This is a genomic window from Pseudomonas sp. BR20, from assembly GCF_050780135.1.
In the GTDB taxonomy this organism is placed as follows: domain Bacteria; phylum Pseudomonadota; class Gammaproteobacteria; order Pseudomonadales; family Pseudomonadaceae; genus Aquipseudomonas.
In genome coordinates, this window is record NZ_CP172012.1 from 1,803,349 (window position 1) to 1,821,783 (window position 18,435).

Sequence of the window (18,435 nt, forward strand, 5' to 3'; positions counted from 1 at the left end):
ATCCTTGGGTATCAATCGGTCGGAATTCGGTATTGGTTTAAGACCCGCCGTCCATTCTATAAAGACCTTTCAAAATAAAACGAGAGGTTTCATGAAACCGCGCCTGCATTGTGCCCGCCTTGCCCTGTTCCTGTGTGGCTGCGCGGCGTTTCTCAACCTCTATGCGACCCAAAGCATTCTCCAGACGTTTGCCGCGCACTTTCATATCAGTGCCAAGGAAGCGGGTTGGAGCATCACCGTCACCACCCTGGCGGTGGCGATCACCGCCCCGTTCGTCAGTCGCCTGACCGGGCGCTTCGAGCAACGCAGCGTGATCGTCGTGGCGGCGTTACTGCTGGCGCTGCCGGCATTGATGACCGCTTATGCCGACAGCTTTGCCGAAGTGCTGGTGTGGCGCTGTGTCGAAGGCATGTTGATCCCGGTGGTGTTTGCCACCAGCGTGGCTTACATCGGCGACCGCTGGAGCGGTGGCACGGTCACTGAGGTCACGAGTCTCTACGTCGCGGGCACCGTGTTGGGCGGGTTCGCCGGGCGCTTCGTCACCGGGGTGATGACCGAATATGTGGGCTGGCGCGAAGCCTTTGAATTGCTCGCGGTACTGAGCTTGATGGTCGGCGGGTTTATCCAGTTTCTGTTACCGGCCAACCGCCCACGGGCCGTGCAGGTTAAAGCCTCTTCGTCAGGTGTATTTCGCCGGCCGCTGTTGGCCGCTTACGCCGTAGGTTTCTGCGTGCTGTTCTCGCAAGTCGCGGCGTTTACCTACGCAGGTTTGTACTTGGGCCTGCCGCCGTTCAACCTTGGGCCTGCGGCCTTGGGGACGTTGTACATGGTGTTCCTGTTGGCGTTGATCGTGATCCCCATCGCCGGGCGCCTCAGCAAAGCCCGCCCCCATGCCGAACTGCTGAGTGTCGCCGCCGTGCTGGGCGTCAGCGGTTCGGCGTTGACCTTGGTGCCGTCCCTGTGGTGCATCGTAGTCGGCCTGGCGCTCAGTTCCACCGGCGTGTTCCTCGCCCAGGCCGCCGCCAATGCGTTTATCAACGCCACCGCGCGCGATAACAAGACGGGCGCTGTCGGGGTTTATCTCACCTGTTATTACCTGGGCGGCAGTGGCGGCGCCATTGTCCCGGCGCTGATCTGGGAACGCTGGGGCTGGGCCGGTTGCGTGGTGCTGATCATCGGTTTCCAACTGCTGACCTTGTTGATCGCCTTGACCGGCTGGAAGCCCCTTAAACCTGAGCTGATTTCTGCACCATGAACGACACCGTCGCTGTGCCTTCGCCCGAATTAACAACGCGCCGTCGCGCCCTGTTCGCCGGTTGCAGCGCCCATGCCGTGCACGATGGGCTCACCGACGTGATCTATGTTTTGTTGCCTGTCTGGCAGGCTCAGTTTGCCTTGTCCTACGCCCAGATCGGCCTGTTACGTGGCGCCTATTCCGGGATGATGGCCGTGTTCCAATTGCTGGCCAGTCGCGCCGCCAGACGCTGGGGCCGCACGCTGATGCTGGTGGGCGGCACTGCGCTGGCGGGTGTTGCCTACCTGTTGGTGGGGCAGGCGACAGGGCTGACTTTGTTGCTGCTGGCGCTGCTGCTCGGCGGCCTGGGCGCCAGCACCCAGCACCCATTGGCCTCCTCGATGATCACCGACGCTTACGAGGACGGCGGTGGGATCAAGCAGGCGCTGTCCCAGTACAACTTCTCCGGCGATATCGGCAAAACCCTGATTCCTGGTCTGGTCGGGCTGCTGCTCACCGTCATCAGTTGGCAGGCCAGCGCCACGTTGCTGGGCCTGCTTGGCCTGGCGGCGGCGGGGCTGTTGTGGTGGCTGATTCCTGCTCAATCATCCGCATCCACCGCCACAAAAACAGCCAAACCCTTCAGCCGCAACGGCTCGGCCACCGGCCTGCGCGCGCTGATCCTCACCGGCACCCTCGACAGTGCCGTGCGCATGGGCTTCCTCACCTTCCTGCCGTTCCTGCTGCAAGCCAAAGGCGCCGGTACCGCCGGCATCGGTCTTGCGCTGACCCTGCTGTTCATCGGCGGCGCCTTCGGCAAACTGTTCTGCGGCTACCTCGGCGCACGCATCGGCATGATGAAGACCGTGTGGATCACGGAAACCAGCACCGCACTGCTGATCGTCGCGGCGGTGTACCTGCCCTTGAGTGGGTTGATGGTGATGCTGCCGCTGTTGGGGTTGGTACTGAATGGCACCTCCTCGGTGCTGTACGGCGCCGTGCCCGACCTTGCCGGCGCGGGCAAGCGCGAGCAGGCGTTTGCGCTGTTCTACACCGGCACCATTGGGGGGGGCGCGTTGGCGCCGGTGGTGTTTGGTGGCGTGGGGGATGCGCTGGGCGTGCCGGTGGCGGTGATGGTGTTGGCGGGGATGTTGGGTGTGACGTTGCCGTTGGCGTGGGTGGCTTCCTCGCTGTCGAGCAGGTCAACAAGATCGAAAGCGGTCAATGGCTGAGTCATGATCAAACCTGTGTATGCATTTCTGGTGGGGTGGGGCCATGGACAATGATGTGAGTGGCAGGTTGAATTCAAACGTTCTTCAGCGGCTATTTGTTGCCAAAAGCTTCGATTTCTTCACGCTTCGAGCATGGGTCTGTACCTTGCGGCATTGCCTACACAACGATCAGACTCGTCCGAGTTGTGCGCCTTGGACGACCTCTTTAAGGTTCGTCAGCCGCTGCCCATCAGCGGTCGGGTTTAGTAGCCCGATATAGTTCTTGGCGTGTAGCTGTTCGTTGAGTTAGGCACTTTAGTGCCTGTGCTTGACGGTAGCTGTATGCAGGGCGCTTTCGAGCGCGCCGGTTCTAAGAACTTCCCGGTCTACTAACCTGCGTACAGCTGCCACCCTTACCCTGTGGGTGGTGGTCCTTATCGAGGATCAACAGATGTGTACTGACTCATGCAATCCATCCGTAAAACTGTTCAGCGTCCGTCCCGAAATCGACACTCAAGCGCTGCTCGCCAACGCCTACGAAACCATCGCCGGTGCAGGTGCCATGACCCACGAGTTCGTCGAAAGCCTGCCCTCTCAACAGCGCTATCTGGCCCTGGCCATTCAGCAGATGATTGAACTGGGCCTGCTGCTGGTCGAGGCTGTTCAGGACCGCGTGGACCGAGCCGCGTAGGCCATCCGTACGGTGTAAACGGCTTGCCTTCCCAGGCCGCCCATACCACGGGGGAGGGGAGCCAGAATTTACAGTGTCGCCGCCAGCGAAAACGGAATGCGCAACGCACCGATAGGCCCTTCACGCGTGCCGCACATTTCATCGTGAACGCAGTGTTGCACCAGTACGCAAGGAAACGGCGGAACCCGTTGCAACAGGTCGCGTAAATGCGTGGTGGACCCGATGCGCAGCGGCTTGCCGTGATCGTCCAGTAACGTTGCCTCGACGTGCTCCAGCCTGACGCGAGCGATATAGAAACCGCCCTCCAGGGACAGCAACTCCAGCTCACGTATTTCGCCTTTCCCGGCCAGCTCGGCCAGCATTTGCATATTCATGATTGACCCTCGCTCGGACTCATTGGCGACGAAAGAACAGCGTGACCTGACCCCACTCGACACCGAACTTGGACATGCTCGAGCGGTTGATCAAGGTGTCCTCGTCCATCAGGTACATCCAATCGTCAAAGCTGACTTCGTACACCGAGCCATCCACCGGCAGATTGAGCCGGTAGCGCCAACGCAGCGCATTACCCGCCACTTCGCCGATCGCCTCGCCCACCACATCCCCGGCTCGTCCGCGCCAGCGCCCTGGGCCGTCCGGCGTCAGTGTCCACACCCGTTGCTGGCGCGTGCCATCGCTGTATAAGAAACGCTCGTCCAGAATCAACGCGTTGCCCTCGCGCCGGCTGGCAATATCGACCTCAAAGCGCTTGGCCACTTCCCCCGAACGCTTCTGGAAGATGCCCCAGGCTTTCACGGGTTTACTGAAGAAGCGCTCCAGGTCCAGTTTCGGTTGCTGGTCGGCGTAGTGGTCGACCTCAACGTTGCTGCAACTGGCCAAGCTCACTACCAGCAACAGTGAAAACAGTAGACGTGTCATGGCCTGGCTCTTCGAAGGTACGGGGCGAAGTGCCGCCGCTCGAAGCATGATACTTGTACAAGAAAACTAATTTGTACAGGTTTGTGCGCGCTTTATTTTTCGAATCTCAAATCCCACCCATAAAAAAACCGGCCACCAAGGACCGGTTTTTTTATGCATCCCCCGCCAAAACCCTGCTGGCGTGGAATCTATGTCTGAGTGGAGCGGGTGAAGGGAATCGAACCCTCGTTATCAGCTTGGGAAGCTGGAGTAATGCCATTATACGACACCCGCTCAGAGCGGCTGACTTTGTACCAGATGTGCGCCGGGATTTGAAGTTTTTCTTCGAAAAATGTGCGAGTTGCAGGCACTTGCCCTGGCGACGAACGGAGCCGATGTAGGAGCGAGCTTGCTCGCGAAGAATTCAAGAGCGCCGCGTTCAACCAGGGCGCGCACGTCATCGTTGGCGATCTTCGCGAGCAAGAACTAGGCGTCCCCCTCGCTCCTACACGGTATTTCAGATGGCAAAGGCATGCTGTGTCTGGCCCTGGTGATAACGCAATCGGCTGACCTGCCGTTCCGGTTTCAAAAAGCCCACCACCGCCTCCCGGCTATCCCGGCACGCCGCCTTGTGCTCCATATCCAGGAAATGCCCCGTCGCCTGGATCGTGCTGAAGCTGCTCTTCGCCACGTACTGCCCGAACTGCCTGGCATCTTCGGCGCTGGTGTATTCGTCCCATTCGCCGTTCAAAAACAGCACCGGCACGTCGATCTGCCGCGCGGCGTTGAGGTAGCACAGGCGGTCGTTGTGCAGTACCTGGCTGATGTGAAAATGCATCTGCCTGTATTCGTGCTCGGCCAGGCTGCTCACATGCTTGTAGTTGAATCGCTTGAACAGCGACGGCAGGTGTTTGCCGATGGTGCTGTTGATCAGGTGGCCGACGCGGTCGCGGTCGAGGTTGCCGAGGTAGTCGACGCCACGCTCGAGGTAGTCACGCATCGGTGCGTTGATCACCGGCGAGAATGAGCTGATCACGGCCTTTTCCACACGGCGTGGCCGCTGGGCGAGGGCCACCAGGGTGGCGGCGCCGCCCCAGGAGAAGGACAGCACGTGCTCGGCGGCGAAGTGGTCGATAAGTTCCAGGAGGATCTGGCCTTCGACTTCCTTCGTCAGCATTTGCTCATGACGGTTATGGATTTTGGACCGACCGGCGTAGGGCTGGTCGTACAAAACCACATTGAATTGCGGGTACAGGCTTTTCACGGTTTGGGCGAAGGAGGCCGTGGTGGCCAGCGAGCCGTTGACCAGGATGATGGTCTTTTCAGCAGCATCCGCGCGATAGAACTCCGTGTAAACCCGATACTGACCCTGTATATCCAACACAGCGATTTCTGGCCTCATGTCGTAAGACTCCTGGCAAGCGGGTAGGGCGCGCAGATCACTCTGCACGAGCTTTATGACAGGTAGGCATACGCCTGGAAGATGAGGGCCCATGTCGGTCCGATAACGGCTGGCCGACGGGTGTTGTTATGGCGGGCTGTTTGCCTGGGAGGCCCGTAGATCAAGCGCGGGCGGGGCAAGGTGTTTCTTGGAGGTTATAGGCGACTCGTCAGTCATAATTTGGCTGACGGTTTGATTCAAGCAGTAGACCGGGGATGCCGCAAGTCACAGAAATGGGTTTTTGCCATCACCGGCCGAACGGTCGTCAGACCTGTCGGATTTCTTCCTCGGACAGCGCCCGGTACTCGCCCGGCGCCAGGGCCGCATCCAATCCCAATGGGCCCATTCGCTCACGGTGCAGGCCGATCACTTTGTTGTTGAAGTGTCCGAACATGCGCTTTACCTGGTGATAGCGGCCTTCGATGATGCTCAATCGTGCCAGGCGTGGCCCCAACAGCTCCAGCTCGGCCGGTTGCGTCGTCAGGTCTTCAAACGCGAAATACAGGCCCGCCGCAAAGGTTGCCGCGTATGCCGGGCCGATGTCCTGCTCGGTCTCCACCCGATAGACCTTGGGCAGCTTGGTCTGCGGTTGCGTCAGGCGCCGCGACCACTGGCCGTCGTTGGTGATCAGCATCAGGCCGGTGGTGTTGAAATCCAGGCGACCGGCGATATGCAGCTCGCCTTTGTCCGGCTCATCCAGCAGGTCCAGGACAGTCGGGTGTTGCGGGTCCGAGGTGGCGCTGACGCAGCCCTGAGGTTTGTGCAGCATGAAATAGCGCGCCGCTTTGCCTGCCTGCAACACGCCATCGTCAACACACACGCGGCTGAATTCGCGCACTTCATGATGAGGGTCACTGACTGCCACGCCATCCACCGTCACCCGCCGCTCGACCAGCAACACGCGCACTTGCTGGCGATTGAAACGCGGCAGGTTGCTGAGGAAACGGTCAACGCGCATTGCGAAGCTGCTCATCCACCTGAGCACAGCGCGGGCACAGGCAGGCCGTGTTGCGCAATGCATCGGGCAGCGCTTCAAGCACCGCCGGGTCGATGGTGACGCTGTAGCACCAGCACGGCTGGTCGGCGGTACGTGGGTCGGCCAGGGTGCAATCGTTGCGGGCACCGCAGGCGGGGCAAAGGGTTGGCGTGGTCATGGTCGGTGGGGGCAGGGCCTCGGAAGTCCCTGCACGATACAGCGCCGGTCAGTCCCGTTCCAGCACCACGACCCGCTGGCCTGCGCCAATCCCGCTGCCCGGTCGCACCGGGATTTCCCGCACCACCCCGGCAAACGGCGCCAGCACCGGGATCTCCATTTTCATCGACTCCAGTATCACCAGCACATCCCCGGCCGCAACCCGCGCACCCACGCTTACCTGTACCTGCCAGAGATTGCCGGCGATATGGCTGTCGATGCTGTATTCATTGGCCATAAGCGGCGTGTCCTGCCCCGCTGGCGCCGGGAGCTCTTCGCTGTCGAAATGTGCCTGGCCGCTGACGATCCAGCGCTCACGCTCGGCGTTGAACGCCTGTTGCTGTTGTTCACGAAAAGCACCGATCCCCGAGGCTTCCCGCGCAAGAAATGCCTGGTAATCCGCCAGGTTCAGGGTGCTCTCCTCGATATCCAGCTCGAAGCGTCCCAGGGGAAAATCCCGACGAATCCGCACCAGTTCATCCGCGCTCACGGGATAGAACCGAATCTGATCGAAGAAGCGCAGCAGCCAGGGTTTTCCATCAAACGCCGCCACTTCGCGATAGCGGTTCCACATCTGCAAGGTGCGCCCGACAAACTGATAACCGCCGGGCCCTTCCATGCCGTACACGCACAAATACGCGCCGCCGATGCCCACCGAATTCTCCGCGGTCCAGGTGCGGGCCGGGTTGTATTTGGTGGTCACCAGGCGATGACGCGGGTCCAGCGGCGTGGCCACCGGCGCGCCGAGGTAGACGTCGCCCAGGCCCATCACCAGGTAGCTGGCGTCGAACACGGTGTGGCGCACTTCATCGAGGTTGGCCAGGTCGTTGATGCGCCGGATGAACTCCAGGTTGCTCGGGCACCACGGGGCGTCCTTGCGCACAGTGGTCATGTATTTTTCGATGGCCAGCTGGCACGCCGGGTCGTCCCAGGACAGCGGCAGGTGCACGATGCGCGAGGGCACTTGCAGGTTTTGGCGGGTGCACACGGCGGTCCACTCGTGGGTGATCAGTGCCAGCAGGTCGGCCAGGGGCAGTTGCTCGGGTTGATAGTGGATCTGCAGCGAGCGGATGCCGGGCGTCAGGTCGATCACGCCCTTCAATGCTCGGGTTTCGAGGGCCTGCATCAGGGCATGGGCGCGAAAGCGCAGCACCAGGTCCAGCTCCGGCGCGCCGATTTCCAGCAGCAGGTGGGTGTCGCCGGCGAGGCGCGCGACCAGGCGGGTGTCGGCTTGGCCGATGTCCAGGATGATGGGGGATGCCAATTGCTCGATGTTGGCGGCGCACCGAGTTGAGCCCATCGCGAGCAAGCTCTGCTCCCACAGGGTTTCGGCATCCCTTTGATCCCAGTTCAGGGCAAGGTCGCGGGCGGTCTTGAGGTCCACGGGATCAAAGCGAATCTTGTCACCGGCCTTGAGCTGGCCGAGCTGCCAAAGATCCGCCTCGATCACCGTGACCGGGCACACAAAACCGCCCAGGCTTGGCCCGTCCGGCCCCAGGATCACCGGCATGTCCCCGGTGAAATCCACCGCGCCGATCGCATAGGGGTTGTCATGGATATTCGACGGATGCAGCCCTGCTTCACCGCCATCCGTGCGTGCCCAAAGAGGCTTTGGCCCAATCAGCCGGACACCGGTGCGGCTGGAGTTGAAATGCACTTCCCACTGCGTGGCGAAGAAGGTGTCGATGTACGCTGGCAGGAAGTATTCCGGCGCGCCGTGGGGGCCGTAAATCACCCGCAGTGTGCGGACCTCCGGCAGCGGTTCGGCGACTAATTGTTGCCCGGCGTTCAGGTCTTCCAACGGCAACAGATGCAACACATCGCCCGCCCGCAAGGCACGACCCCCATGCCCGCCAAACTGGCCGAGGGTGAAGGTGCTTTTGCTGCCCAGGTAGTCCGGCACTTGCAGCCCGCCACGCAGGCACAGGTAACTGCGTGCCCCGGCGCCGGCGAGGGTGCCCAGGCTCAGGATCGACCCGGCCTCAATCAGCAACGCGGTGTTCATTGGCACGGCTCGATCATTCAACCGCAACGGGATTTCAGCACCGGTCACTGCGACCACCGCCGCGCAATTGAAGCGCAGCAGCGGCCCGCTCATGGTGATTTCCAGCGCCGCAGCCCCCTCGTCGTTGCCCAGCAGGCGATTGCCCAGGCGCAGCGCGCGGCTGTCCATCGGCCCCGACGGCGGCACACCCACGGCCCAGTAGCCGAGGCGGCCGGGATAGTCCTGCACACTGGTTTGCGTGCCCGCGCTGACGACTTCAAACGTGTCGGCCACGTAGACCAGGTCTTCCAGGCATCGCGTCCACGGCCGGCCATTGGCGAAGGGCGGGGCCAGCAGGATTTGGCGCAGGTAATCGCGGTTGGTTTCCACGCCGTACAACTGGCTGTCGCTCAACGCCTGATGCAGAGCCAGGCGCGCCTGTTCGCGGGTGGGCGCCCACGTGATGAGCTTGGCGATCATCGGATCGAAGTACGGCGGGATCTCGCAGCCGGCTTCCACCCAGGTGTCGATCCGCAGGCCCTCGGCCTGCGGGAAATCCACACGGGTGAGCAAGCCGGGGCTCGGCTGGAAATCCCGGCCCGGGTCTTCGGCATACAGGCGCGCCTGGATCGCGTGGCCCTGGGGGGTTAACTCGAGTGTGCTCAGCGGCGGCATTTCCCCGGCCGCCAGTTGCACCATCCAGCGCACCAGGTCCACGCCCCACACCTGCTCGGTGACGCCGTGTTCCACCTGCAAGCGCGTGTTCACTTCGAGGAAGTAGAAGCGCCCGTCCGCACTGTCATAGATAAATTCCACGGTGCCGGCGCTGCGGTAATTCACGGCCTTGGCCAGGGTGATGGCGGCCGCGCACAGGGCCTCGGCCATGCCGTCGGGCAGGTTCGGCGCCGGGGTTTCTTCGAGGACTTTCTGGTTGCGCCGTTGCACCGAGCAGTCGCGTACGCCGAGGGCGATCACTTCACCGGCACCGTCGCCGAACACCTGCACTTCCAGGTGGCGTGCGTGCTCGATGTACTTCTCGATAAACACGCCGGCATCGCTGAAATTGTTCTGCCCCAGGCGTTTGACCGCCTCGAAGGATTCACTCAATTCCTCTGCGCTGCGGCACACGCGCATGCCGATACCGCCTCCCCCGGCGGTGCTTTTGAGCATCACCGGATAGCCCACGGCGTCGGCGGCCAGCAACGCAGAGGCGAGACTGTCGAGCAGTTCGGTACCTTCCAGCAGTGGGATCTTGTGCTGCCTGGCCAAGGCGCGGGCGGTGTGCTTGAGGCCGAAGACCCGAAGTTGTTGCGGTGTCGGCCCGACAAAGGCGATGCCCGCGTTTTCACAGGCTTCGGCAAACGCTGCGTTCTCCGACAGGAAGCCGTAGCCGGGATGGATCGCCTTGGCCCCACAGGCCTTGGCGGTGGCGAGGATTTTTTCCACCGCCAGATACGTACTGGCCGCCGCGCCTTCACCGAGGCTGTAGGCCTCGTCGGCTTGCTGGATATGCAGGCTCGCCGCATCGGCCTCGGCGTACACGGCGATGCCCTTGACCTGCAGCTCGCGCAAGGTGCGCAGGATGCGGCAGGCGATGGCGCCACGGTTGGCGATCAACAGTTTTTCGAACATGGCAAAACCCTGCGGGCCGTCCCGCAAAGTGGGGGAGCACTGCGGTCGTCCGCAGTGTGTGTGGTTAGTGTGGGAGGGGGCATTACTGGACCACCGCTATCGGGGGCAAGCCCAATGCCTGTAGGAGCGAGGGCAAGTTCCCTCCCACATTGGATCTCTAGCGTTTTTGCAGGCACTGCCCGGCTCGGGATTGGCACAGGGCAAATAACCAATGGCGCAGGCGCTTGAGTTTCAGTTCCATACCAGCAGCTCCGCAGGGGTGGGGTTGTAGGCGTTGCACGGGTTGTTCAACTGCGGGCAGTTGGAGATCAGCACGATCACATCCATCTCGGCGCGCAGGTCGACGTACTTGCCGGGGGCGGAAATACCGTCTTCGAAGGTCAGCCCGCCGTCGGCCGTCACGGGCACATTCATGAAGAAATTGATGTTCGGCCCGATGTCGCCTTTGCCCAGGCGGCCGTCGTGGGCACAGGCGCGCAGGTAGTTGTCGCGGCAGCTGTGCATGTAGCGTTTTTCCAGGGCGTAGCGCACGGTGTTGCTCTCTTGGGCGCAGGCGCCGCCGAGGGTGTCGTGGCGCCCGCAGGTGTCATCGACGATGGTCAGCATCGGCTGGCCGAGGTTGGAATACAGCACGCTGCCGGTGCCCAGGTACACGCTGTTTTGCCGGCGCAACGTGCGCTGCACGTCGTAGCGCTCACGCGGGTTTTTCACGCTGTAGAACAACGTGTCGACGGCCTGGTTGCCCTCCAGGTCGAGGATGCGCAGGGTCTGCCCGGCCTTGACCTCCATCAGCCACGGTTCGCCGGCGGGAATGGTTGCGCGGTACACGGCCGCGTCCGGTTGTTTCAGTGCGATAGACATGGCAGCTCCTCAGGCGAACAGGCGATCGGTGTTGATAAAGCCGCGCTCGTTTTCCGGGCGCGAGGTACGGCAGTGTTCGGCGACGCTTTTGTCGGCGTTCATCCAGCTCAGCTTCAGCGGTTGCGGCGCGTAGTGCGGGTTCGGGTCCATCGGATGTTGCAGGGCGGTGAGCACCACCAGGGTGTCCATCGGCGCATAGAGTTCGATGTAATCGCCGGCCCTGGAATTACCCGGCACAAAGTGCAGGCCTCCGTCGCTGTCCACCGTGACTTTGCTGAACAGGTTGAGGGTCATCAGCAGGTCGGACAGGCCCAGCCCCCACTTGCCCAACTCCACCAGCAGGTTGTCGGTGCCGTTGCGGAAGAAGCCGTTGCGCAGTTCCTGATAGCGGCCCTGGCCGTACTTCTCGGCGACTTCGGCGGCGCACAGCACACCGCCGATGCTGTCGCTCCAGCCGCAGGTGTCGGCGGTGATCGCGGCCAGTACGCGGCCCATGTCCGAGTACAGGCAATGGCCCGTGGTGAGCTTGGCGGTGTGTTGGCATTTGAGGCTGTCGGGCAGGTTCAGACGCTCGGTTTTTTCGTTGGCATTGAGCAGAGTCAGGCTGACGTTGGCGCCGCCGCGAAGGTCGGTCAGGCGCAGCAGTTGGCCGCGCTTGAGCACGAACGAACGGTGGCCGCCGCCGGGCAGCATTTCTTCGGCGAAGGGTGGGAACAGGTGGGTGGAATCGGTCATTTGGAAGTGGCTCCAAGTTCGGCGGCGAGCGCCTTGCGGCGCTCGCTGTTCAAAGGGATGTCGTAGGTGATGCGGGCGCCATAGGCGCCGGGGGCGTGGGGGTCGACGCGGACCTTGTCGAACACCAGCAGGCGCGTGCCGAGGCTGAAGCCTTCGCTCAGGTCGTGGGTGACCATGAACACCGTCAGCCGGGTTTCGCGCCACAGTTCCAGCAGCAGCTGGTGCATGTCTTTGCGAATGCCCGGGTCGAGGGCGCCGAAGGGTTCGTCCAGCAGCAACACGCGGGGTTTCATGATCAGGGCCTGGGCGATGGCCAGGCGTTGTTGCATGCCGCCGGAGAGCTGCGCGGGGTACTTGTCCAGGGCGTGGCCGAGGCCGACTTTGCGCAGCAGCGCGGCAGCCTGTTCGCGGGCGTCCTTCTTGGCTTTACCGAACAGCCGGCCCAGCACGCGTGAACGTGGCAGTTCCAGGCCGAGGGCGACGTTGTCGAGCACAGTCAAATGTGGGAACACCGAGTAGCGCTGGAACACCACGCCACGGCTGGCATCCGGCTCGGCGGCGAGGGCCTGGCCGTCCAGCAGGATCTGGCCTTTGCTCGCGGTTTCCTGGCCCAGCAACAGGCGCAGGAAGGTCGACTTGCCACAGCCGGACGTACCGACCAGCGTGCAGAATTCACCCTCGGCGACGTGCAGGTTGAGGCCTTCGAGCACCACTTGGTCGCCATAGCGCTGCCACACATTATTGACGCTGATAAAGCTCATGCCCGCGCTCCTTCGTACCAGGGGAACGCATGCCGGGTCAGGGCCTTGAGGCCCCAGTCCATCAGCCAGGCCAGCAGCGTGATCCACACCACGTAAGGCAAGATCACGTCCATCGCCAGGTAGCGTCGTACCAGGAAGATCCGGTAGCCCAAACCGTCGGTGGAGGCGATGGCTTCGGCGGCGATCAAAAACAACCACGCCGAGCCGAGCATCAGCCGCAGCGAGATCAACAGGCGCGGCAGCAATTGCGGCAATACCACACGCAGCATCAGGGTCCAGGTGGAGGCACCGAGGGTCTGCGCCTTCACCAGCAGCTCGACCGGAATTTCCCGCGCGCGCTGTTCCAGGTCACGGGCCAGGCAGGGGGTGACGCCGATGACGATCAGCATCACTTTGGACAGTTCCCCCAGCCCGAACACGATGAACAGAATCGGCAGGATCGCCAGCGGCGGCACCATCGACAGCACCGTCAGCAACGGTGACAACGGTGCGCCAAACAGCGGCAGTGTGCCGGCGGCGATCCCCAGGCACAGGCCGGCGAGGGCGCTGATACCCAGGCCGATGGCGAGGCGGCGCAGGCTGGAGGCGCTGTCCTGCCACAGTACGTATTCGCCGGTGCGGGTGTCGGCGTTGAAGGCCAGGCGCTTTACCGCGTCAATCATTTGCCCGGCGCCGGGCAGCAGCTTGTCGTTGGGGTTGTCTGCCAGGCGCTCGGCCGAGCCCACGAAGTAGGCGAACAGCAGCAGGGCGAACGGCAGCAGCACCAGCAACAGGCGGCTGGAGCGGTCCGGGTGACGGTTGATCAGGCGCATGGCCGGGTCCTCTTACAGCTTGCCGTCGGCGGCCATCTGCACGTAGCTGGGGTCGAATTGCAGCTTGAGGTTGGCTTTGTCGCCGCTGGTCACGCCGTTGGCGAAGCTCATGCCCACGGCGCTGGTGTCCTTGGCGCCTTCACCCAGCAGGCCGTGTTTAAACGAGAACTCGGCGACTTTGCCCATGGTGGCGGGCAACTGTGGACTGGTGGCGAAGGCCAGGGCTTCCTTGGGCGTGGCGAACAACTTGGTGGTGTCCAGTTGCGACTGGAAGCCCGCAAGGTCAGTGCCGGAAGCCTTGGCCATATGTTCCAGGGCTTCGGTGCTGGCGGGGCCCTTGGCGTTCATCAGCGCGACCACTTCGAACCAGGCGCCGGTGAGGGCTTTACCCAGCTTGGGGTTGTCTTTGAGGACCTGGGTGTTGACCACCATCATGTCCATGATTTCGCCGGGCACTTTGCTGGAGTCGAACACTTGGCTCACGCCAGGCTTGGCCTTGATCTCCGAGAGCATCGGGTTCCAGGTGGTGACGGCCTGGACCTGGTCGGTGTTGAAGGCCGCTGCGATGTCGGCATCCGACGTGTTGACCACCTTCAAATCTTTTTCGCTGAGGTCCGCCGATTCGAGCGCGCGGGCCAGCAGGTAGTGGGACACCGAGAGTTCCACCAGGTTGACGTTCATGCCCTTGAGGTCGGCCACGGTCTTGCCGGTGCCCTTGATCACCACGCCGTCGTTGCCGTTGGAGAAGTCGCTGACCACCAGCGCGGTGCTGTCTACGCCACCGGCGGCGGGGATGGTCAGGGCGTCCATGTTGGTCATGGTGCAGCCGTCGAACTGGCCGGCGGTGTACTGGTTGATGGATTCGACGTAGTCATTGAGCTGCACCATGTCGATGGTGATGCCGTACTTCTTGGCCCACTTGTCGAGGATGCCTTGGCTGCCGGCGTACTCCCACGGCATCCAGCCGGCGTAGATCGTCCAGCACACGCTGAAGTGGTTTTTGGGGGCGGCTTGGGCCTGGACGCTCAGCACCGCGGCAAAGACGGCGGCGAGCAGGGCGGGTAAACGGATTGAGGGCATGGGGCTTCTCCAGTTGATCAAGGGCGAGCAGGAGCAACGCGGCACCGTGAACGGTGGCTTGTCTCCCGGGCTTTTATCCCGCCGTGTAACCTCAACTGGAGGTCGCCAACTCTCGGACCAGCCACTCGCTTTTGGCGAGCCGGAACCCTAGTCGGCCATTGCAAATTGTGGTGCCGCGAACCTGTATCAATCCTGCACGCAAGAGATAAAGCGAGAGTCGTGCCAAGTGGCTTCGACGCCCGGCAGTTCAGCCGGGCGGGTGGGAAAGGAGGGCATAGAAGAGGGCGTTGTGCGCCACGCGGGTGCGTCGGCGCACTGCGATGAGGCGCTTACAGCTGGAACTTACTGACCAGCATATTGAACGAGGTGGCCAGTCGCGACAGGTCCTGGCTGGAGGCGTTGGTTTGGTGCGCACCGGCGGCGGTCTGGGTGGACAGATCCTGGATGTTGAGCAGGTTGCGATCCACTTCGCGGGCCACCTGGGCCTGTTCCTCGGACGCCGAGGCGATTACCAGGTTGCGCTCGTTGATGCTGGACACGCTGGCGGTGATGCGCTCCAGCGCCTGGCCGGCGTTTTGCGCCAGGGTCTGGGTGTTGTTGGCCCAGGTCAGGCTCTTGTTCATGGCAGCCACGGCACCATCGGCGCCTGCCTGCACTTCACCGATCATTTTCTCGATGTCGACCGTGGAGATCTGGGTGCGATGGGCCAGCGCCCGCACCTCATCGGCCACCACCGCAAAACCACGGCCTTGTTCACCGGCACGGGCGGCTTCGATGGCGGCATTGAGCGCCAGCAGGTTGGTCTGGTCGGCAATGCCGCGGATCACATCGATCACCTTGCCGATTTCGCGCACCTGGTCGGCGAGGTCGGCGACCGATTGGGTCGAATCGTTGATCTCGACCACCATCGATGACATGCCCGACACGGCCTGCTCCACCTGCTGGCGGCCGTCCTCGGCTTCGGCGGTGGCCTGGCGCGACGCCTCGGAGGTCGACACGGCGTTGCTCGCCACTTCGTCGACCGCTGCGGTCATCTGGTTGACGGCGGTGGCGGCTTGTTGGATTTCGTCGTTCTGGCGGGTCAGGCCACGGGTGCTTTCATCGGTGACGGCACTCAGCTCTTCGGCTGCCGACGCGAGCTGGTCGGAAGCGTTGGCGATTTCCATCAGCGTGCTTTTCAGGCCGCCCTGCATATCGGACAACGCCATCAGCAGTTGCCCGGCTTCGTCGGTACGGTCGGTCGTGATGGCATGGGTCAGGTCACCCTTGGCGATGCGCTGTGCGTTCTCAACCGCTTGTGCGATAGGGCGGGTGATCAGGCGCGTGATCAGCACACCGACGATGATCGCAATGATGAAGGCCAGGACAATGCCGCTGATCATCCAGGTCAATGCGCTGCTGCGAAGGTCCTCGGCGGCGACGGCGCCTTCCTTGATCTGGCGGTTATTGGACTCGATCATCACACGGATCAACTCGCGCGCCTGGCGGAACAGTTCATTGTTGGTGCTGTTGAGCTGGGCGCGGGCCTGCTCGACCTGGCCATTGTCGAGCATCGACATGATGCGTTCGGAGCTGCTGGTGTAAGTTGGCCAGATCTGGTCGAGCTTGTCGCCAGCTGCCCGTTCGTCGTCTTCCAGGGGCGTGGCACGGTAGGTGGCGTAGGCGCTCTGGCTGCGTTTGAGTTCGTTGGCGATGTCCTGGCGCACACGGTCGCGGTCTTGTTGGGCGACGTCGCCTTTGCTCGCATCCATCAAACGGTACAAACCACGGTTGTGGGCCACCAGGCCATTGAGGGTCGCGGCGGTGTTGCTGACGGACGCCAGGTTATTGGAGAACGTCAGTTCCAATGCATTGGCGAGGCGGACCACGCTTTTGATACCCAGCAGGCCGACCCCGAGGGTGACCAGCGCACAGACTAGAAATGAAAGCAGCAGTTTGGTTGAAATTTTCATGGATCGGATCCGGCGAAAGTGGCGAAGGGCGCACGTTAGAGCCTCCCTGGCTTATGCGATGTCATAGTGACATCATCGCAATCGGGAAAGTTTCGGGCCAGAAAAATTTACTGAAACGATAAACCTGGGGGATAGATATGCGCTATGCGGCAGTGCGTTTAATGGTGTGTGGCCGCAGTTGGCATTGATGTATCAAGTTGTTACCAAAACGCACCAGATTCGGTTTTTGATGTCAGATGTTTCGTCATTCAGTGAAAGCTGAATGCCGCTCCCCAGCGTCGCTGGAGGTGCTCTTTCGCGGTCCAGGAGGCCGCCATGTATCGACGACTGCTGCTCAGCGCTTTACTCGGTCTGACCCTTTCCGCTTGTGTGCCCTACTACGATGGAGGCCAGAGCTATTACCGTTCCGAGGTCTACACCTCCCCGGCGCCGGCTTATTACTACGGCGGCGGCACGGCGTATCAATATCGCCGTGATTACTACCCGTCGCCGCGTTACTACGCTCCGGCTCCGCGTTACTACTCGGCTCCGCGTTACTACTCGGCGCCGCGTTATTACCAGCCGGCGCCTCGCTATTACCCGTCAGGGCCAAGGGCCGGTTATCGGCCTTACCCGAACCAAGGCTGGGGGGATCGTTGGAACAATGGCGGGCATGGGCGCGGTGGTGATCATGACCGTGGAGGTGGCCGCGGCGGTCACCGTTGACCGGCCTGTATGACAAGCGGCGCATGAAGCGCCGCTTTTTTATGGGCGCAAAACGTCAGTAATCGGACAAGTCCGCCAGCGGATGCCGGCCTTCCCACGCCTTGGTGAAGTGCGCCTGCACCACGGCGTCGGGGACCGTATTGATGTCCGGCCAATGCCAGTGGGGCGTCTGGTCCTTGTCGATCAACCGCGCGCGCACCCCTTCGCTGAACTCCGGATGGCGGCAGCAGTTCAGGCTCAGGGTGTATTCCATCTGGAACACCTCGGCCAGGGACAGATGACGGGCACGCTGGATCTGTTCCCACACCAGGTGCGCGGTCAGCGGGCAGCCTTCGCTCAGTGTCTTGCCGGCGCGGTTGAACAGCGGGTCGGCGTGGTCGCGCAGCGGGCTCAAGGCGCGCCAGGCGCTGCGCACATCACCGACGTCCAGCCATTCGTCGATTTGTGCCCGACGTGGCAGCCATTGCGCCTCGGGTTGCTGGGCCACGGCTTCCTGGGCCAGGGCCTTGAGCAGGCTGTTGAGCTGGATCGCGGTCTGTTCCTGCCAGTTCAGTTGCAGCAAACCCTCGAGTAACTCGTCTTGTTGATCGTCACGCAGGAAACGGTCGGCCAGGCCCAGGTCCAGGGCGTCACGGCCGTTGATATGGGCGCCGGTGAGGCCAAAGAATAACCCCAGCTTGCCGGGCAGGCGCGACAGGAACCAGCTGGCGCCCACGTCCGGGTACAGGCCGATGCTGATCTCGGGCATGGCCAGGCGGCTGCTCGGCGTGACAATCCGTATGGCCGCGCTTTGCAGCAGGCCCATGCCACCGCCCAGCACGTAACCGTGGCCCCAACAGATCAGCGGTTTAGGGTAAGTGTGCAAACGGTAGTCGAGGCGATATTCCGCGGCAAAAAACTGTGCGGCCAGGGCTGGCACTTCCCCCGGCTGCTCGCGGCAGGCCTGGGCCAGGCTGCGCACCTCGCCGCCGGCGCAAAAGGCCTTGGGCCCGTTGCCACGCAGGAGCACACAGGCGATGTTCGGGTCTTTGGCCCAAGTGTCCAGGCGATCAGTCAGGGCCAGGATCATCGGCAAGGAGAGGGCATTGAGGGACTTTTCAGCGTCCAGGCTGGCGATGCCAATGCGGGCGCCGCCACTGCCGGTCAGTTCTTCGAAGTGCAGATTCATCGTGACCTCAATCGAGAAGGTGAAGGATCAGTATGATCGCTTCGTGGGAAAGTGCCGGTGGTGTGTCAGATCAATTGAC

The 18,435-nt window shown here is 62.4% G+C and carries 17 protein-coding genes, 1 tRNA gene and 1 riboswitch; of the genes, 4 read left to right on the forward strand and 14 right to left on the reverse strand.

All coding sequences use genetic code 11. The features are described 5' to 3' along the window. Positions 1-91: 91 nt before the first annotated feature. The 3 genes from ACHPFG_RS08050 (at position 92) to ACHPFG_RS08060 (ending at position 3,136) form a co-directional block, all read left to right on the forward strand. Positions 92-1,255 carry an MFS transporter gene (locus ACHPFG_RS08050; RefSeq protein ID WP_431702040.1) on the forward strand — a complete coding sequence of 388 codons (1,164 nt, stop codon included), beginning with the start codon at positions 92-94 and terminating at the stop codon, positions 1,253-1,255. After that, complete coding sequence (locus ACHPFG_RS08055; RefSeq protein ID WP_431702041.1) at positions 1,252-2,466, forward strand: MFS transporter; 1,215 nt, start codon at positions 1,252-1,254, stop codon at positions 2,464-2,466. The genes ACHPFG_RS08050 and ACHPFG_RS08055 overlap by 4 nt, the downstream gene beginning before the upstream one ends. Before the next feature lie 430 nt (positions 2,467-2,896). After that, on the forward strand, positions 2,897-3,136 hold the full coding sequence (locus ACHPFG_RS08060) for a DUF6124 family protein (protein ID WP_027604347.1): 240 nt from the start codon (positions 2,897-2,899) through the stop codon (positions 3,134-3,136). Between the two features lie 68 nt (positions 3,137-3,204). Here ACHPFG_RS08060 and ACHPFG_RS08065 read toward each other — a convergent pair whose 3' ends face one another. The 13 genes from ACHPFG_RS08065 to ACHPFG_RS08125 all read right to left on the reverse strand — a co-directional run bounded on the left by ACHPFG_RS08065 (position 3,205) and on the right by ACHPFG_RS08125 (position 16,483). Further along, positions 3,205-3,510: a DUF6482 family protein gene (locus ACHPFG_RS08065; protein WP_131697138.1), complete on the reverse strand. Its 306-nt coding sequence runs from the start codon at positions 3,508-3,510 to the stop codon at positions 3,205-3,207. Positions 3,511-3,529: 19 nt separating this feature from the next. Continuing rightward, positions 3,530-4,054, reverse strand: coding sequence for a DUF3833 domain-containing protein (locus ACHPFG_RS08070; protein WP_053136867.1), 525 nt, complete (start codon positions 4,052-4,054; stop codon positions 3,530-3,532). Between the two features lie 199 nt (positions 4,055-4,253). After that, positions 4,254-4,327, reverse strand: a tRNA-Gly gene (locus ACHPFG_RS08075). A gap of 223 nt (positions 4,328-4,550) precedes the next feature. Next, the gene (locus ACHPFG_RS08080; RefSeq protein ID WP_431702042.1) at positions 4,551-5,435 is read right to left on the reverse strand and encodes an alpha/beta fold hydrolase; all 885 of its coding nucleotides are present in this window, start codon (positions 5,433-5,435) and stop codon (positions 4,551-4,553) included. Positions 5,436-5,739: 304 nt separating this feature from the next. After that, positions 5,740-6,432, reverse strand: coding sequence for a 16S rRNA pseudouridine(516) synthase (locus ACHPFG_RS08085; RefSeq protein ID WP_431702043.1), 693 nt, complete (start codon positions 6,430-6,432; stop codon positions 5,740-5,742). Then, positions 6,422-6,628: a cysteine-rich CWC family protein gene (locus ACHPFG_RS08090; RefSeq protein WP_065938870.1), complete on the reverse strand. Its 207-nt coding sequence runs from the start codon at positions 6,626-6,628 to the stop codon at positions 6,422-6,424. Before ACHPFG_RS08090 ends, ACHPFG_RS08085 begins: the two co-directional genes overlap by 11 nt. 48 nt (positions 6,629-6,676) lie before the next feature. Then, positions 6,677-10,282, reverse strand: coding sequence for an urea carboxylase (uca, locus tag ACHPFG_RS08095; RefSeq protein WP_431702044.1), 3,606 nt, complete (start codon positions 10,280-10,282; stop codon positions 6,677-6,679). Positions 10,283-10,513: 231 nt separating this feature from the next. Further along, entirely contained in the window at positions 10,514-11,143 is a 630-nt protein-coding gene (locus ACHPFG_RS08100) for an urea amidolyase associated protein UAAP2 (protein ID WP_074844417.1), read from the reverse strand. 9 nt (positions 11,144-11,152) lie between these two features. Continuing rightward, positions 11,153-11,878, reverse strand: coding sequence for an urea amidolyase associated protein UAAP1 (locus ACHPFG_RS08105; protein ID WP_431702045.1), 726 nt, complete (start codon positions 11,876-11,878; stop codon positions 11,153-11,155). Then, positions 11,875-12,639, reverse strand: coding sequence for an ABC transporter ATP-binding protein (locus tag ACHPFG_RS08110; protein ID WP_431702046.1), 765 nt, complete (start codon positions 12,637-12,639; stop codon positions 11,875-11,877). Before ACHPFG_RS08110 ends, ACHPFG_RS08105 begins: the two co-directional genes overlap by 4 nt. Beyond that, positions 12,636-13,451, reverse strand: a complete 816-nt coding sequence (locus ACHPFG_RS08115; protein ID WP_131697130.1) for an ABC transporter permease — start codon at positions 13,449-13,451, stop codon at positions 12,636-12,638. The genes ACHPFG_RS08110 and ACHPFG_RS08115 overlap by 4 nt, the downstream gene beginning before the upstream one ends. 12 nt (positions 13,452-13,463) lie before the next feature. Continuing rightward, a complete protein-coding gene (locus tag ACHPFG_RS08120; RefSeq protein WP_431702047.1) occupies positions 13,464-14,531 on the reverse strand; it encodes a putative urea ABC transporter substrate-binding protein in 1,068 nt (355 codons plus the stop codon). 60 nt (positions 14,532-14,591) lie between these two features. Then, a riboswitch (guanidine-I (ykkC/yxkD leader) is annotated at positions 14,592-14,693 on the reverse strand. 167 nt (positions 14,694-14,860) lie between these two features. Continuing rightward, on the reverse strand, positions 14,861-16,483 hold the full coding sequence (locus ACHPFG_RS08125) for a methyl-accepting chemotaxis protein (RefSeq protein ID WP_431702048.1): 1,623 nt from the start codon (positions 16,481-16,483) through the stop codon (positions 14,861-14,863). 315 nt (positions 16,484-16,798) lie between these two features. Between ACHPFG_RS08125 and ACHPFG_RS08130 the strand changes: the two genes are divergently transcribed. After that, positions 16,799-17,188 carry a hypothetical protein gene (locus ACHPFG_RS08130; protein ID WP_431702049.1) on the forward strand — a complete coding sequence of 130 codons (390 nt, stop codon included), beginning with the start codon at positions 16,799-16,801 and terminating at the stop codon, positions 17,186-17,188. 55 nt (positions 17,189-17,243) lie between these two features. Here ACHPFG_RS08130 and ACHPFG_RS08135 read toward each other — a convergent pair whose 3' ends face one another. Beyond that, entirely contained in the window at positions 17,244-18,356 is a 1,113-nt protein-coding gene (locus tag ACHPFG_RS08135) for an enoyl-CoA hydratase/isomerase family protein (protein WP_431702050.1), read from the reverse strand. Positions 18,357-18,435 lie beyond the last annotated feature (79 nt).